10 protein-coding genes are annotated in these 14695 nt (G+C 59.0%); 6 read left to right on the top strand and 4 right to left on the bottom strand.

Annotated elements, in window-relative coordinates:
- Positions 1 to 163 precede the first annotated feature (163 nt).
- A complete protein-coding gene (locus I6L49_RS02230; RefSeq protein ID WP_021231016.1) occupies positions 164 to 1237 on the top strand; it encodes a 3-deoxy-7-phosphoheptulonate synthase in 1074 nt (357 codons plus the stop codon).
- A gap of 132 nt (positions 1238 to 1369) precedes the next feature.
- Entirely contained in the window at positions 1370 to 2497 is a 1128-nt protein-coding gene (gene tyrA, locus I6L49_RS02225; RefSeq protein WP_216950501.1) for a bifunctional chorismate mutase/prephenate dehydrogenase, read from the top strand.
- A gap of 160 nt (positions 2498 to 2657) precedes the next feature.
- Here tyrA and I6L49_RS02220 read toward each other — a convergent pair whose 3' ends face one another.
- The 4 genes from I6L49_RS02220 to dapB all read right to left on the bottom strand — a co-directional run bounded on the left by I6L49_RS02220 (position 2658) and on the right by dapB (position 9975).
- Positions 2658 to 3809 (bottom strand): DUF1615 domain-containing protein, encoded by a 1152-nt coding sequence (locus I6L49_RS02220; RefSeq protein ID WP_216950500.1) that lies wholly within the window; start codon positions 3807 to 3809, stop codon positions 2658 to 2660.
- A 301-nt stretch (positions 3810 to 4110) separates the two neighbouring features.
- A complete protein-coding gene (gene carB, locus I6L49_RS02215) occupies positions 4111 to 7335 on the bottom strand; it encodes a carbamoyl-phosphate synthase large subunit (protein WP_216950499.1) in 3225 nt (1074 codons plus the stop codon).
- A 20-nt stretch (positions 7336 to 7355) separates the two neighbouring features.
- Positions 7356 to 8492: a glutamine-hydrolyzing carbamoyl-phosphate synthase small subunit gene (gene carA / locus I6L49_RS02210; RefSeq protein WP_005337628.1), complete on the bottom strand. Its 1137-nt coding sequence runs from the start codon at positions 8490 to 8492 to the stop codon at positions 7356 to 7358.
- A gap of 670 nt (positions 8493 to 9162) precedes the next feature.
- Positions 9163 to 9975, bottom strand: a complete 813-nt coding sequence (gene dapB / locus I6L49_RS02205; protein ID WP_005347132.1) for a 4-hydroxy-tetrahydrodipicolinate reductase — start codon at positions 9973 to 9975, stop codon at positions 9163 to 9165.
- 273 nt (positions 9976 to 10248) lie between these two features.
- On the opposite strand from dapB, the gene I6L49_RS02200 reads away from it, so the two are divergent.
- From I6L49_RS02200 to rpiA, 4 genes are all read left to right on the top strand, one after another.
- Positions 10249 to 11229: an alpha/beta hydrolase gene (locus tag I6L49_RS02200; RefSeq protein WP_216950498.1), complete on the top strand. Its 981-nt coding sequence runs from the start codon at positions 10249 to 10251 to the stop codon at positions 11227 to 11229.
- Between the two features lie 438 nt (positions 11230 to 11667).
- On the top strand, positions 11668 to 13002 hold the full coding sequence (locus tag I6L49_RS02195; RefSeq protein ID WP_216950497.1) for a Na+/H+ antiporter NhaC family protein: 1335 nt from the start codon (positions 11668 to 11670) through the stop codon (positions 13000 to 13002).
- Positions 13003 to 13213: 211 nt separating this feature from the next.
- Entirely contained in the window at positions 13214 to 13810 is a 597-nt protein-coding gene (locus tag I6L49_RS02190; RefSeq protein WP_058059524.1) for a 5-formyltetrahydrofolate cyclo-ligase, read from the top strand.
- Between the two features lie 161 nt (positions 13811 to 13971).
- On the top strand, positions 13972 to 14625 hold the full coding sequence (gene rpiA / locus I6L49_RS02185; RefSeq protein ID WP_005353106.1) for a ribose-5-phosphate isomerase RpiA: 654 nt from the start codon (positions 13972 to 13974) through the stop codon (positions 14623 to 14625).
- Positions 14626 to 14695: the final 70 nt, after the last annotated feature.

Below are 14695 nucleotides of genomic sequence, written 5' to 3'. Positions count from 1 at the left end.
ATAGCAGCTCCTTTATCTGACTTTTTAGTGGTAAACCCACTAGTTTCACTTGATTGTTTGTTTTTCCTTGGTAAGGTGAGGGCGGTTGCGTAACAAAGCAGGTACCAGTGTAAATATATGGGTACAATCGCTTTTGGCTTAATACAGTAGAGAGAATGAAATCATGCAAAGAGACCCCCTGAACAACATCCATATCCAGTCCGAACAAGTGATGATCACGCCTGCCCAGCTCAAGGAGAAGTTACCCATCTCCGACAAGGCGCTGGCATTCGTGCAAGGGGCCCGCAATACCATCGCCGACATCATTCACCGCCGCGATCACCGGCTGTTGGTGATCTGTGGTCCCTGCTCCATCCACGATATGGACGCCGCCAAAGAGTACGCAACCAGACTCAAAGCGCTGCATGATGCCTACCAGGACTCTCTCTACATTGTCATGCGGGTCTACTTTGAGAAACCGCGCACCACGGTCGGCTGGAAAGGCTTTATCAACGACCCCAATCTGGATGGCACCTTCGATGTGGAGCTGGGGCTGCACCGTGCCCGCGAGCTGCTCTGCTGGCTGGCGGAGCTGGAGTTGCCGCTGGCCACCGAAGCGCTCGACCCCATCAGCCCGCAATACCTGGCGGAGCTCTTCTCCTGGTCAGCCATCGGCGCCCGCACCACCGAATCCCAGACCCACAGGGAGATGGCGTCCGGCCTCTCCATGCCGGTCGGCTTCAAGAACGGCACCGACGGCAACCTGGGGACTGCCATCAATGCGCTGCAGGCGGCCTCCTCCCCTCACGCCTTTATGGGGATCAACCAGCAGGGCCAGGTTGCGCTGCTGCAGACCCAGGGCAACCCGGATGGCCACGTGATCCTGCGCGGCGGCAAACATCCCAACTATGACTCGGTCAACGTGTCGCTGGCGGAAGAGGCGCTGGAGAAAGCGGGCCTGCTGCCGAGCCTTGTGGTGGATTGCAGCCACGGCAACTCCAGCAAGGATCACCGTTTGCAGCCCAAGGTGGCCGACAACGTCATCCACCAGATCCAGGAGGGCAACCGCTCCATCATCGGGGTGATGCTCGAATCCAACCTGTTCGAGGGAAACCAGTCCAGCGAGCAGCCCAAGGAGCAGATGCGCTACGGGGTCTCCATCACAGATGCCTGCATCGACTGGGACACCACCGCTACCCTGCTCGCCCGCTGCCACAACCAGCTGGCTGACCCCCTCAAGGGCAGAACTGCACGGTAAGCCGTGGTATCTTGTCGTAACCTATTGAACAATCTGGGTATCACCGCAGGTGGCATCTGGCCGCTCATGCCGTGATACCTTGTTGCATCTTGATTTTCAGGGCGCCGCTCGCGGCGCCAGCAGGGACTGGATATGGCTGAAGAGTTGAATGTACTCAGGGACAAGATAGATGCGGTGGACAAGCAGCTGATCGATCTGCTGGCCGCCCGTCTGGCCCTGGTGGGAGAAGTGGGTGAGGTAAAGAGCCGCCACGGCCTGCCCATCTATGCACCGGATCGGGAAGCGAGCATGCTGGCCCGCCGCCGCGCCGAGGCTGAGCAGTTGGGGGTGCCCGGCGATCTCATCGAAGACGTGCTGCGCCGGGTGATGCGTGAATCTTATGCCAGCGAGAAAGATACCGGCTTCAAATGCATAAAGCCGGATCTTGGCAAGGTGGTCATCATCGGCGGTCAGGGCCAGCTTGGCCGCTTGTTCGGCCATATGTTCAGCCTCTCAGGCTATCGGGTCGAGACGCTGGAACAAGCCGACTGGCCGCGCGCTGACGAAATCCTCGCCGGAGCCGGTCTGGTGATGGTGGCGGTGCCCATCGATATCACCTGCCAGCTCATCGACCGCCTCGGCAACCTGCCCGCCCACTGCCTGCTGGTCGATGTCACCAGCGTGAAAGCGGCGCCGCTCGAACATATGCTGGCGGTGCACCAAGGGCCGGTACTGGGACTGCACCCCATGTTCGGGCCGGATGTGGCGAGTCTCGCCAAGCAGGTGATCGTCTGCTGCCAGGGTCGTGACCCCGCCGCCAGCCAATGGCTGCTGGATCAGATGACCATCTGGGGCGCCCGCTTGCAACAGGTAGAAGCCAAGGCCCACGATGAGGCGATGACCCTCATTCAGGCACTGCGTCACTTCGCCACCTTTGCCTATGGCTGGCACCTCTCCCGGGAGCAGGCCAATCTGGATCGCCTGCTGAGTTTGAGCTCCCCCATCTACCGGCTGGAGCTCGCCATGGTGGGGCGGCTGTTCGCTCAGGATCCCCACCTCTATGCCGACATCATTTTGTCGTCACCGCAGAATCTGGCGATGATCCGTCGCTACTACCAAAACTTCGGCGAAGCGCTGGGGCTGCTGGAACGAGGGGACAGAGACGGTTTCATCGATGCCTTCTCGCAAGTCTCCGGTTTCTTCGGCGAGCATGCCGACCAGTTCCTGCGTGAAAGCCGCATGCTACTGGCCCAGGCCAACGACCGCCGCCAACACGGCTAATCCTGCAAAAGTAGTAACAACTCATGCCACTCGGAAGGAGCCGCCACCGTTCATGACTGGATGCGAGCCAAAGATCTCCATTGGAAGGGGCGATTAAGCGTGCGGGTTGCCATTAACGATGGCAACCCGCTTTGCAACTAGTCTCGAAGCAAACCCAGTCCTACCTAATCGTCGCCATCTGCCGCACGCAGCGCTGTTCTCGGTCATCCACCCGCTTGGCAAACCAGGCGGTGGTGAGGTTGCGGGTGATTTTCGGGCTCTTTAGCTGTATGCCGGGCAGGATGGCGCGGGGCAATCGCTTGCCCGCTTGCTTGTCGGCCAGGGTAAAGATGCGATGGTAGAGATCGGTCTCGGCAAATTCGGCGGTATCCCCTTTGCGAAGGCTCTGGTGGATCGCTTGTTTGCTCATATTGACCCGGTTGGCGAGGGTGTAGACGGCAAGCTCGGTATTGCCCGGCAGATCCGAGTCATAGCGGATCAGATCCCCGTCCAGCGCCAGAGTTTTGCCACTCAAACGGCTGACGGCGGCCTGAAAGGCGGCATTGCGACTGGCATACCAGCCGGCGTTGAAGTCGGCAAAGCGGTAGAGGGTATCCGGGTAGTCAACGGGATAACCGAAGATATGTTTGGTGCCAAACCAGATGCCGCCGCGACGGGTAAAGACTTCGTGGCGGATGGAATCCTTGATTGGATAGGGGTAGCCACGGGCGTTGGCCTCGGCAAAGGCGATGCTCACCTGCATCGGGCCACCGGTATGCACCGGGTTGAGGTTGCCAAACAGCGTCTTGCCCATCGGCAGCATGCTGGTCATATCTTCGAAGATTTCACTCATCTCCCGCTCGGTACGCAACTTGTCGATCCGCTCGGCGTAGCTCTTGCCGGTGGGCGAGTTGATGGATAGCGCGGCCCGCACCATAAATTCGGGGATCAGCAGCTTGGCTGCCCGTGAGTTGATCTCTTTCCAGGCGATCTTGCCAAGGCCCGGCACCACGGGGTCCGCCTGATAAGTGGCTTCCTGCTCCGCCACCGCCAGCACGCTACAGACATTGTGATCATTGACCGTCACCCCCTGGGTGGTGAGCGCCGTCACCACGTCGTTAGCCCACCCCTGTTTGTCAGGCACCTGACGGGGCAAGAAGCGCACGATGCGGCTCTTCATATCCGCCGGTTTGCGCGGCTGCATGGCAGGCGGCGTTTTGGGGTTGCTCACGCTCGCCTCTTTGGCTGGCGCGGAGGCGGGATCACTGGCACAACCGGCCAGCAGCAAGGCGGAGCAGAAGGCAAGAAGACGGCAGGAAGGCAAAGCGGTCATAAGCATGTCCATTTTTTGTAGGCCCTACAGGCAGCGCCGCTGGCACTGCACTGACAAGCAAAGTGGGGCCATTGTAGAGGATTGCCTGCTGCAGTTGAAACCCGCGCTCGCAGCATCCCCTCACCTTGCCAGCTTTTACCACCCCACGCGCCATCCGTTGTCTGCGATGCGGAACTCATAACCTTCCTCAATGGCTCACCTGGCCCGAACCGAACGCTTAGCGACAGATAAAAAGAAACCCCCGCCATCGCTGGCGGGGGTTGGTCGTCTGGCAAGTCGGGCTGATGCCCGCTGCAAACTCTTAGCGGTTTTTCACCTTCTGGTGCAACTCCTGCACCGAGTTGACGTTGGCGGTGGCATCCACGCTGATGGCCATGCAGGTGGCAAACGCCTCATTCATGGTGGTGGTATACGCCACCTTGTTCTGCAAGGCGGCGCGACGCAGCTGCTTGGAGTCCTGGATCGCCACCCGCCCTTCGGCGGTGTTGACGATGTAGGTGTACTCGCCATTCTTGATGCGGTCGAGAATGTGCGGGCGACCTTCGTGCACCTTGTTGACCAGACGCGGGTTGATGCTCGCCTCGCCCAGCGCGACAGCGGTGCCGTGGGTGGCGTCGAGCTCGTAACCCAGCTCCAGCAGCTTGGCGGCCAAATCGACCACCTGTGCCTTGTCGCTGTGACGCACTGACAAGAGAGCACGGCCCTCTTTCGGTACGGCGTGGTTGGCACCCAGCTGCGCCTTGGCATAAGCCTCGGCAAAGCTGCTGCCCACCCCCATCACCTCACCGGTGGAGCGCATCTCTGGCCCCAGCAGCGGGTCAACCCCCGGGAACTTGGCGAACGGCAGTACCACCTCTTTCACCGAGTAGTAGGGTGGGATGATCTCTTTGGTGAAGCCCTGTTCTTGCAGCGACTGACCGGCCATCACACGGGCGGCAATCTTGGCCAGCGGGGCACCGGTCGCCTTGGAGACAAACGGCACGGTACGGGCGGCACGCGGGTTCACCTCGATGAGGTAGATGTCATTGCCCTTGACCGCGAACTGCACGTTCATCAGGCCGATAACGCCGAGCTCCAGCGCCAACTTGCGCACCTGCTCGCGGATCTCGTCCTGAATCTTCTTGGACAAGGTGTAGGGCGGCAGGGAGCAACCGGAGTCACCGGAGTGGATACCGGCCTGCTCGATGTGCTCCATGATGCCGCCGATGACTACATCGGTGCCGTCGCAGATGGCATCCACGTCCAGCTCGGTCGCATCGTCCAGGAAGCGATCCAGCAGTACCGGCGATTCGTTGGAGACGCTTACCGCCTCGGCGAAGTAGCGACGCAAATCCTGCTCGTCGTAGACGATTTCCATGGCGCGGCCACCCAGCACGTAGGAGGGGCGAACCACCAGCGGGTAGGTAATGCGCTCGGCCAGCAGCACGGCCTGCTCCAGCGCGATGACGGTGCCGTTTTCCGGCTGCTTGAGGCCGAGGCGCTCGACAGCAGACTGGAAGCGCTCACGGTCTTCGGCGCGGTCGATGGCATCCGGGCTGGTACCGATAATCGGCACGCCGTTGGCTTCCAGTGCACGGGCCAGTTTCAGCGGGGTCTGGCCACCGTACTGAACGATGACGCCCTTGGGTTTTTCGATGCGCACGATTTCCAGCACATCTTCCAGGGTCACCGGCTCGAAGTAGAGACGATCCGAGGTGTCGTAGTCGGTGGAGACGGTCTCCGGGTTGCAGTTGACCATGATGGTCTCGTAACCATCTTCGCGCAGGGCTAGCGCCGCGTGCACGCAGCAGTAGTCGAACTCGATACCCTGACCGATACGGTTCGGGCCGCCGCCGATGATCATGATCTTGTCGCGGCTGCTCGGGGCAGCTTCGCACTCCTCGTCATAGCTGGAGTACATGTAGGCGGTGTTGGTGGCGAACTCGGCGGCGCAGGTATCTACCCGCTTGTAGACCGGGAAGATGTTGTGGCGGGCGCGCAGTTTGCGCACTTCCCCTTCGGCCACACCGAGGATCTTGGCCAGACGGGCATCGGCAAAGCCCTTGCGCTTGAGGGCGCGCAGGAAGTCGGCATCGAGACCGGCCATGCCGCGCTCTTTCACCTCTTCTTCCAGCTTCACCAGGTCTTCAATCTGTACCAAGAACCAGGGGTCAATCTTGGTCAGCTTGAAGATGCCGTCCATGGAGAGACCGGCGCGGAATGCATCGGCGATATAGAAGATACGGTCACTACCGGCGTCCTGCAGCTCGTGACGGATGCGGGTCAGGGAGTCCGGGGCATTGAGGTCAACCATGGGGTCGAAGCCGGTTTTGCCGGTTTCGAGGCTGCGCAGCGCCTTGTGCAGGGACTCCTGGAAGTTGCGGCCGATGGCCATCACTTCACCGACCGACTTCATCTGGGTGGTCAGACGGTCGTTGGCACCGGCGAATTTTTCAAAGTTGAAGCGCGGCACCTTGGTGACCACGTAGTCGATGGCCGGCTCGAAGGAGGCCGGAGTACGGCCGCCGGTGATGTCGTTCATCAGCTCGTCGAGGGTGTAACCGATGGCGAGCTTGGCGGCGATCTTGGCGATGGGGAAACCGGTCGCCTTGGAGGCCAGCGCAGAGGAGCGCGACACCCGCGGGTTCATCTCGATGATGACCATGCGGCCATCTTTCGGGTTGATACCGAACTGGACGTTGGAGCCGCCGGTTTCGACGCCGATTTCGCGCAGCACCGCCATGGAGGCGTTGCGCATCAGCTGGTACTCCTTGTCGGTCAGCGTCTGGGCTGGCGCGACCGTGATGGAGTCACCGGTGTGGATACCCATGGGGTCGAAGTTTTCGATGGCGCAGACGATGATGCAGTTGTCGTTGCGATCCCGCACCACTTCCATCTCGTACTCTTTCCAGCCGATCAGCGACTCGTCGATGAGCAGCTCTTTGGTCGGCGACAAGTCCAGACCGCGCTCGCAGATCTCGACGAACTCTTCGGTGTTGTAGGCGATGCCGCCACCGGAGCCACCCATGGTAAAGGAGGGACGGATGATGCAGGGGAAGCCGACCATCTGCTGCACGCCCCACGCCTCTTCCATGTTGTGGGCGATACCGGCACGCGGGCACTCGAGGCCAATGCTGCGCATCGCCTTGTCAAAACGGGAGCGATCTTCGGCCTTGTCGATGGCGTCGGCGGTGGCACCGATCATCTCGACACCGAACTCGGCCAGCACGCCGTGCTTCTCCAGCGCCAGTGCGCAGTTGAGCGCAGTCTGGCCGCCCATGGTGGGCAGGATGGCGTCCGGGCGCTCTTTCTTGATGATTTCGCGCACCACTTCCCAGGTGATGGGCTCGATGTAGGTGGCGTCTGCCATCTCCGGGTCGGTCATGATGGTGGCCGGGTTGGAGTTGACCAGAATGACGCGGTAGCCCTCCTCGCGCAGGGCTTTGCACGCCTGGGCGCCGGAGTAGTCAAATTCGCAGGCTTGGCCGATGACGATGGGGCCGGCGCCGAGGATCAGGATGCTCTGAAGGTCATTACGTTTTGGCATGAAACTCTTTCCTCTATTTCTTAGGCGCGATACTGCTTAATCAATTCAATAAAGTGGTCAAAAAGACCGGCACAGTCGTGTGGGCCCGGGCTCGCTTCGGGGTGCCCCTGGAAGCTGAAGGCCGGACGGTCGGTGCGATGGATACCTTGCAGGGAACCATCGAACAGGGAGACGTGGGTGGCGCGCAGGCAATCCGGCAGGCTGTTCTCGTCTACCGCAAAGCCGTGGTTCTGGGCGGTGATCATCACTGTGTTGTCATCAAGGCTCTTCACCGGATGGTTGGCGCCGTGGTGGCCAAACTTCATCTTGACGGTCTTGGCACCGGAGGCCAGACCCAGCAGCTGGTGACCCAGACAGATACCAAACACCGGCGTGTTGGTATTAAGGAAAGCCTTGATGGCCTCGATGGCGTAGTCGCACGGCTCGGGGTCGCCGGGGCCGTTGGAGAGGAAGATGCCATCCGGGTTCATAGCCAGTACCTCGGCGGCCGGGGTCTTGGCAGGCACCACGGTCAGGCGGCAGCCACGGTCAACCAGCATCCGCAGGATGTTGCGCTTGACGCCAAAGTCATAGGCTACCACGTGGTATTTCAGCTGGTCGGCATCCGGGGTGACGTGCCCCTTGCCAAGCTGCCAGCTCCCTTCGGTCCAGTTGTACGCCTCACCAACCGTCACCTCTTTGGCCAGATCCATCCCCTTCAGACCGGGGAAGGCGCGGGCCTGTTCGAGAGCATAGGCTTCATCGACCTGTTTCCCGGCCAGAATGCAGCCAGCCTGAGCGCCTTTCTCGCGCAGGATGCGGGTCAGTTTGCGGGTGTCGATGTCGGCGATGCCAACGATGTTGTGAGACTTGAGGTATTCGGAGAGGGATTGCTGATTGCGGAAATTGGAGGCAAGTATCGGAAGGTCCCGGATGATCAATCCCTGAGCATGGATCTGACTGGACTCTTCATCTTCGCTGTTGGTGCCGGTGTTGCCTATATGGGGGTAAGTGAGGGTGACTATCTGACGGGAATAAGAGGGATCGGTGAGGATTTCCTGATAGCCCGTCATCGACGTATTGAAAACCACTTCACCAACGGAACATCCCTCGGCGCCTATCGACACGCCTTTGAACACAGTTCCATCTTCCAGCACTAGCAATGCAGTGTGATTCAAGACAACCTCCAGTTATTTAGCTTTAAATTCAGCAATTTACCTGGGTGTTGCGGGCTCGGTTCCGGTCTTGGACAGGACTCGAACCCGGCAGATTTCTGGCAAATTGGGCGCATTCTACTTAAAAAAAGTGGCATTTCAACGTCTTTTCTCAGATGAAATGCATCTAAATTCAATAAAAAAGTAACATTACCCATTATCTATGCACTTAATCGCTTTGCAACCCCCTCCCGCGAAAGAAAAGGAAAAACCACCATCAAAAGATGCCACCAAGCCAGCGATAACGACAAAAACAAACAAAAAAAGCAATTAAAACAATGGCATTTATTTTTTACACAAAAAACATTAATGACAAATTTAACGCTTTTATGATGACAAGATTGAACATGAAAAATGGAAAACGTTTTTCCTCATTTGAATTTTTAGTCTTTTTCAGCCCGTGTAAAAAAATGGCTTTATCCGCCATAAAGATGCTCAAATCTGTTACCTGGTGATGACATTCAGGAAGGGGAAATCTGGCGGATAACGCAATAGTGTGATTTATAAGGCGTTCAGTTAAAAATTGCAGGCAGCGTGTCTTTTTACACAAACTCTGGCTGACTGACAGCAAAAACCCCGGCAAGCCGGGGTTTTTCACTGGATAGCAGTAGTACGAAAGTGCCGCTCAGAGACATCACTTGAGATTGAGCACATCCTGCATGTCATAAAGACCGGCACCCTGCTGACCAAGCCACTTGCCCGCCCGCACAGCACCGTTGGCGAAGGTCAGGCGACTGGAGGCCTTGTGGCTGATCTCCACCCGCTCTCCGATATCGGCAAACATGACGGTATGCTCCCCCACCAGATCGCCGGCGCGAATGGTGGCAAAGCCGATAGTGTTGCGATCCCGCTCGCCAGTGATCCCCTCGCGACCATAGACGGCGCACTCCTTGAGATCCCGGCCCAGGGTTTTGGCGACCACTTCCCCCATGGAGAGCGCAGTACCGGATGGCGCATCCACCTTGTGGCGATGGTGGCCCTCGATGATCTCGATGTCGGTGTAATCCCCCATCACCTTGGCGGCCTGCTCCAGCAGCTTGAACACCAGGTTGACCCCGACCGAGTAGTTGGAGGCGAACACGATACCGATCTGCTTGCCAGCCTCTTTCAGAGCAGCCTTGCCTGCATCGTCAAAACCGGTGGTGCCAATCACCATCTGCTTGTGGTGGGCCAGCGCAAAGGCCAGATTGGCAAGGGTCACCTCGGGGCGGGTGAAGTCGATGATGAGATCAAACTCATCGCGCACCTTGTCCAGACTATCGCTGATGGCCACGCCCAGATGGCCCAGCCCATTGAGCTCACCGGCATCAAGGCCGATCACCGCCGAACCCGGCCGCTCCAGCGCGGCACCGACCACTACGCCATCGGTGTTGGTGATGGCCTCCAGCAGCACCTTGCCCATACGACCATTACAGCCCATCACGGCCACACGGATCGGATTGTCCATCTCCACCCTCTCATCTCTTTTAATTATGGAAAGAGACCGTTTTACCAGCCCGCGCCGGGTTTGAAAAGCCATGATGCCACCACGCCTTGCTGCGCTCGCCAACGGCAGCGCACACTGGCTGGCCAAGAACTTCCTTTTGGTCACAGGCCGTTTTTCATCGTCTCACTCCATCATTTGGCAGACCGGGTGCCATCTGATAGGTTCGAACGAGTGAAATGCCAGCATAAGCAAAATCAGGGCAACGCCCGTGTCGATATCAAACGAGGTGCAAGGATGAGCGCAGGATTTCTGTTTGCTGTGGGGTTGATATCACTGACCCTTGTCATACTGGCCGCGGCTCTGCTGTTTGGTGGGCCGAGCTCGGCATCGGCGATGGCCAGCATCAACGACCCTTTCAAGGGGAGTGGCTGGAGCAACATGCCACCCCTCTCAAGATACCCGGCGCGTGACGGCACGCAGCTGGCCTATCGGCACTATGGCGCAAAAGAGCACGGAGAGAACAACAAGGTCAAGGGCAGCGTGGTACTGGTTCACGGCTCTTCTGCCAGCAGTCAGAGCATGCACAAGATGGCGAACGCCTTTTCGCAAGCGGGATATGACGCCTACTCCCTCGATATTCGCGGCCATGGCGCATCGGGCGACAAAGGCACCATTGCCTACATTGGCCAGCTTGAAGACGATCTGGAAGATTTCATCAAGTCGGTGGCCCCCGGCAAGCCTGCAACACTCGTCGGCTTCTCGTCAGGGGGTGGCTTTGTGCTGCGCGTTGCTGGCAGCACGCGACAAACCCTGTTCGAGAGCTATCTGCTGCTCTCCCCCTATCTCGGCCCCACCGCCGCCAACTACCGGCCCAACAGCGGTGGCTGGGTGCGTGTCGGCTTGCCTCGCCTCATCGCCCTGAGCATCCTCAACGGTTTCCATATTTCCGCACTCAACCATCTGACCGTGCTGAACTTTGCCCTTAATGATGAGGCGAAATCCCTGCTGACCCCCTCCTACTCCTTCAACCTTGCTTCGAACTTTCAGCCGGAGCGTGACTACCAGCAGAATTTGCGCAATGTGCAACGCCCCTGCGCCGTGATCGCGGGTGCAAATGACGAAGCCTTCCAAACAGATCAACTTGAACCTGAGTTAAGACGTCTCGGCATCTCCTGGCCTGTCACCCTGCTGCCCGGAGTTGGCCACATTCCGCTGACGCTGGAACAGGACGCCATCACAACAGCCGTTCAGGCGGTGGAGAAATTGACACAGTAACCACACAGCCCAGGTCTTGTGTCCACGCGTTCTGGAAATATCCGCACCATGCTCACGTAGAGATAGAGAGAGGTGCAGCTGACGTTTGGCAGCGGGAGAAATCCCCAAGATGGCATGCAGAGATCTTATCGTTTACCTCTTTCCTTATTAAAGGCACGCGATACCCCCAGATACCCGTGGACTGCGTCAGAACAGCAATGAACAATAAACAGCGCCAACTTCTTTTTCCGAATATTCTTTGGATATCTCAATAACACCAGAATCATCAAACAAAAACACCTATCCATCTGGACGTCTATCTTGACCAAGCGAGGTTGACTCACTACTGTGGGCACCCCAATGCGGCAGGATGCCCGCCCTGTTTTCCCCCTATCCCTATCCGATACAGGTACAAAGCAGTTTATGACAGGAGGTCATTGTTCAATTTCAGAGGAACACATGATCCAGACTCAACCCAGTGCCAGGGCCTTGTTGCCACTTCTGGTTTTTCTCGCACTCTTTATCGGTACCGGTACCTGGCTGACCCTGCAGGGGGTCGAATTCGCCTTCTATCAGCTGCCCGCTCCGGTTGCTGCCCTGCCTGCGGTGATGCTCGCCCTGCTGCTTGGCAAAGAGAGCTTCAACAGCAATCTGGAGACCTTCTTCAAGGGGGTCGGCCACAGCAATATCATGGCGATGTGCCTTATCTATCTGCTGGCGGGCGCCTTTGCCAGCGTGGCCAAGGCCACCGGCGGCGTTGATGCTACTGTGGCGCTGGGCCTGTCGCTCATCCCTGGCTGGGCGCTGTTGCCCGGGCTGTTCCTCATCTCTGCCTTTATTGCTACCGCCATGGGCACCTCCATGGGCACCATAGGTGCCGTGGCGCCGGTCGCGCTGGGCGTGGCGCAGGCGGCCGGTATCGATCCGGTACTGATGGCAGGCACCATTCTCTCCGGCGCCATGTTTGGCGATAACCTCTCCATCATCTCCGACACCACCATTGCGGCCACCCGCAGCCAGGGGTGCGAGATGAAGGACAAGTTCCGCGAAAACTTCAAGATTGCGGCCCCAGCTGCCATCGCGGTGATCCTGCTCTATCTGACCCTGGGCTCAGTGGGTGAATCCCCTGCCAGCGGCAGCGCCATCGAGTTGTTCAAGGTGATGCCTTATCTGCTGATCCTGGGGCTGGCGCTCGCCGGAGTGAATGTGTTTGTGGTGCTGGGGATCGGTATTCTGGCCGCCGGAGTGGTGGGCATGATCAACGGCTACGCCATCGGTCAGTTCAGCAAGGATATCTATCAGGGCTTTACCGGCATGCAGGAGATCTTCCTGCTCTCCATGCTGATCGGCGGTCTCGGCGCCCTGATGGAACGTCAGGGTGGTCTGGCCTGGATAAGCGATCGCATCAGCGCCCTGATTGCCCGTTTCACTCGCGAGCACAATGGTGAACAGAACGAGAAAGCGGCCGAGCTCGGCATCGCCGGGGTGGTGAGCCTCACCAACCTCTGCACTGCCAACAATACCGTCGCCATTATCGTTGCGAGCAAGGTGGCCCGGGATCTGGCCGAACACCACGGTGTCACCCCGCGCCGCGCCGCCTCCATGCTCGATATTTTCTCCTGCGTGGTACAGGGTCTGATCCCCTGGGGCGCACAGGCGCTGCTGCTGGGATCCATCTTTGCCATGTCGCCGTTGGCGGTGGTGAGCATGAGTTTCTACCCGATGGCGCTCGCGGTAGCGGCACTCATTGCAGTGTTTGTGAAGCACCAGATGCGCGGCAAAGCTGACAAGTAACAGACCAGACGCTGGCGCGCCGACATGCTGTCAACAGGGGCCACACCCTGGCCCTTGTTGACTCACTAACGGATCAGCCAGCATTTATCCCACCGTTCCGGGCATCAGCCGTCCGGGGCGGGGTTTCCCTGTCCCCCTTAACGTCAAGAGTGAATGTGCTAAGGTAGAGCGCGTTCAAGCCATCGATGCGCAGCTATACCAGAGGTTCCCCATGCATGAGTCCCAACCCGAACGTCAATCCCTGCGCCAACTGGTTCGTCAACGCCGCAAAAATCTGAGTCCGGCCGAGCAGCAATTGGCGGCCCAACAGCTGCTGGCCCAGTTCAAGCAACACCCCGAGATCCTCGCCGCCAAACGCATTGCCCTCTATCTGGCCAATGACGGGGAGATCAATCCATTGCCCACCATCCATTGGCTGTGGGCCCAGCACAAAGAGGTCTACCTGCCGGTGCTCCACCCCTTTACCCCGGGTCACCTGCTCTTTTTGCGCTATACCGCCACCAGCCCCATGGTACGCAACCGCTACGGCATCGAAGAGCCGGAGCTGGATATCCTGCAGGTGGTGCCCCACAGCACGCTCGATCTTATCTGCACCCCGCTGGTCGCCTTCGATGCCCAGGGCAATCGTCTTGGCATGGGGGGCGGCTACTACGATCGCACTCTCGCCATCTGGCATGAGCACAAGCTGGGCCCCAAGCCGCTCGGCATTGCCCACGACTGCCAGCAGGTGGATGCGGTCCCGCAAGAGGAGTGGGATGTGCCGTTGCCCCAGATCATCACCCCGAGCCACTGCTGGCGCTTTGAATAAGCTGTTTTTGGCAGGCAGCCCCTGCTTTGTGCGCGCAAACGCAGAATAAACAGGCAAACGATTTACAAAGTCCCTCTTTTTGCCCCGGAACGTGAGCAACAAGGTCGCGACGGGGTACCGGGTTGGATATAATGCGCCCGCTTTTTTCTTAAGGAACGATCATGACTCAAGATGAAATGAAGAAGGCGGCCGGTTGGGCTGCGCTCAAGTATGTGGTTCCCGGCACCATCGTCGGGGTGGGCACCGGCTCTACCGTCAACCACTTTATCGACGCGCTGGCGACCATGAAGGACGAGATCAAGGGGGCGGTATCCAGCTCCGTGGCCTCTACCGAGCGCCTCAAGGGCTTCGGCATCACCGTATATGATCTCAACGAGATCGACGCCCTCTCCGTCTATGTGGATGGCGCCGACGAGATCAACGCAACCCGCGACATGATCAAGGGCGGTGGCGCAGCCCTGACCCGCGAGAAGATTGTTGCCGCCGTCGCTGACAAGTTCATCTGCATCATCGACAACACCAAGACCGTCGACGTGCTGGGCCAGTTCCCGCTGCCGGTGGAAGTGATCCCGATGGCCCGCGAATACGTGGCCCGCGAAATTCGCAAACTGGGTGGCAACCCGGTGTGGCGTGAAGGCGTGGTCACCGACAACGGCAACCACATTCTGGATGTGAAAGGCATGGCCATTACCGACGCCAAGGCGCTGGAAGTACGACTGAACGCCATTGTTGGTGTGGTCACCAACGGCCTGTTCGCCGCGCGCGGCGCCGATGTTGTCCTGATCGGTACGCCGGACGGCGTGATTACCCAGTAATCCCGACACCGGTAGCACAGTGCAGCGGCATCCTCCCTCCCTCGCCAGCGCCACTCTGCAACCTCTGACG

The sequence above is a fragment of the Aeromonas sp. FDAARGOS 1419 genome, from assembly GCF_019047045.1.
GTDB classification, from domain to species: Bacteria; Pseudomonadota; Gammaproteobacteria; order Enterobacterales; family Aeromonadaceae; genus Aeromonas; species Aeromonas veronii.
The sequence above is the reverse complement of the archived record's forward strand: the minus strand, read 5'-3'. Positions and strand labels throughout refer to the sequence as shown.

Bases quoted from the DNA above. Each gene is read 5' to 3' on its own strand.
- I6L49_RS02230 (WP_021231016.1), top strand. From the start codon at position 164: ATGCAAAGAGACCCCCTGAACAACATCCATATCCAGTCCGAACAAGTG.
- tyrA (WP_216950501.1), top strand. From the start codon at position 1,370: ATGGCTGAAGAGTTGAATGTACTCAGGGACAAGATAGATGCGGTGGAC.
- I6L49_RS02220 (WP_216950500.1), bottom strand. From the start codon at position 3,809: ATGACCGCTTTGCCTTCCTGCCGTCTTCTTGCCTTCTGCTCCGCCTTG.
- carB (WP_216950499.1), bottom strand. From the start codon at position 7,335: ATGCCAAAACGTAATGACCTTCAGAGCATCCTGATCCTCGGCGCCGGC.
- dapB (WP_005347132.1), bottom strand. From the start codon at position 9,975: ATGGACAATCCGATCCGTGTGGCCGTGATGGGCTGTAATGGTCGTATG.
- I6L49_RS02200 (WP_216950498.1), top strand. From the start codon at position 10,249: ATGAGCGCAGGATTTCTGTTTGCTGTGGGGTTGATATCACTGACCCTT.
- I6L49_RS02195 (WP_216950497.1), top strand. From the start codon at position 11,668: ATGATCCAGACTCAACCCAGTGCCAGGGCCTTGTTGCCACTTCTGGTT.
- I6L49_RS02190 (WP_058059524.1), top strand. From the start codon at position 13,214: ATGCATGAGTCCCAACCCGAACGTCAATCCCTGCGCCAACTGGTTCGT.
- rpiA (WP_005353106.1), top strand. From the start codon at position 13,972: ATGACTCAAGATGAAATGAAGAAGGCGGCCGGTTGGGCTGCGCTCAAG.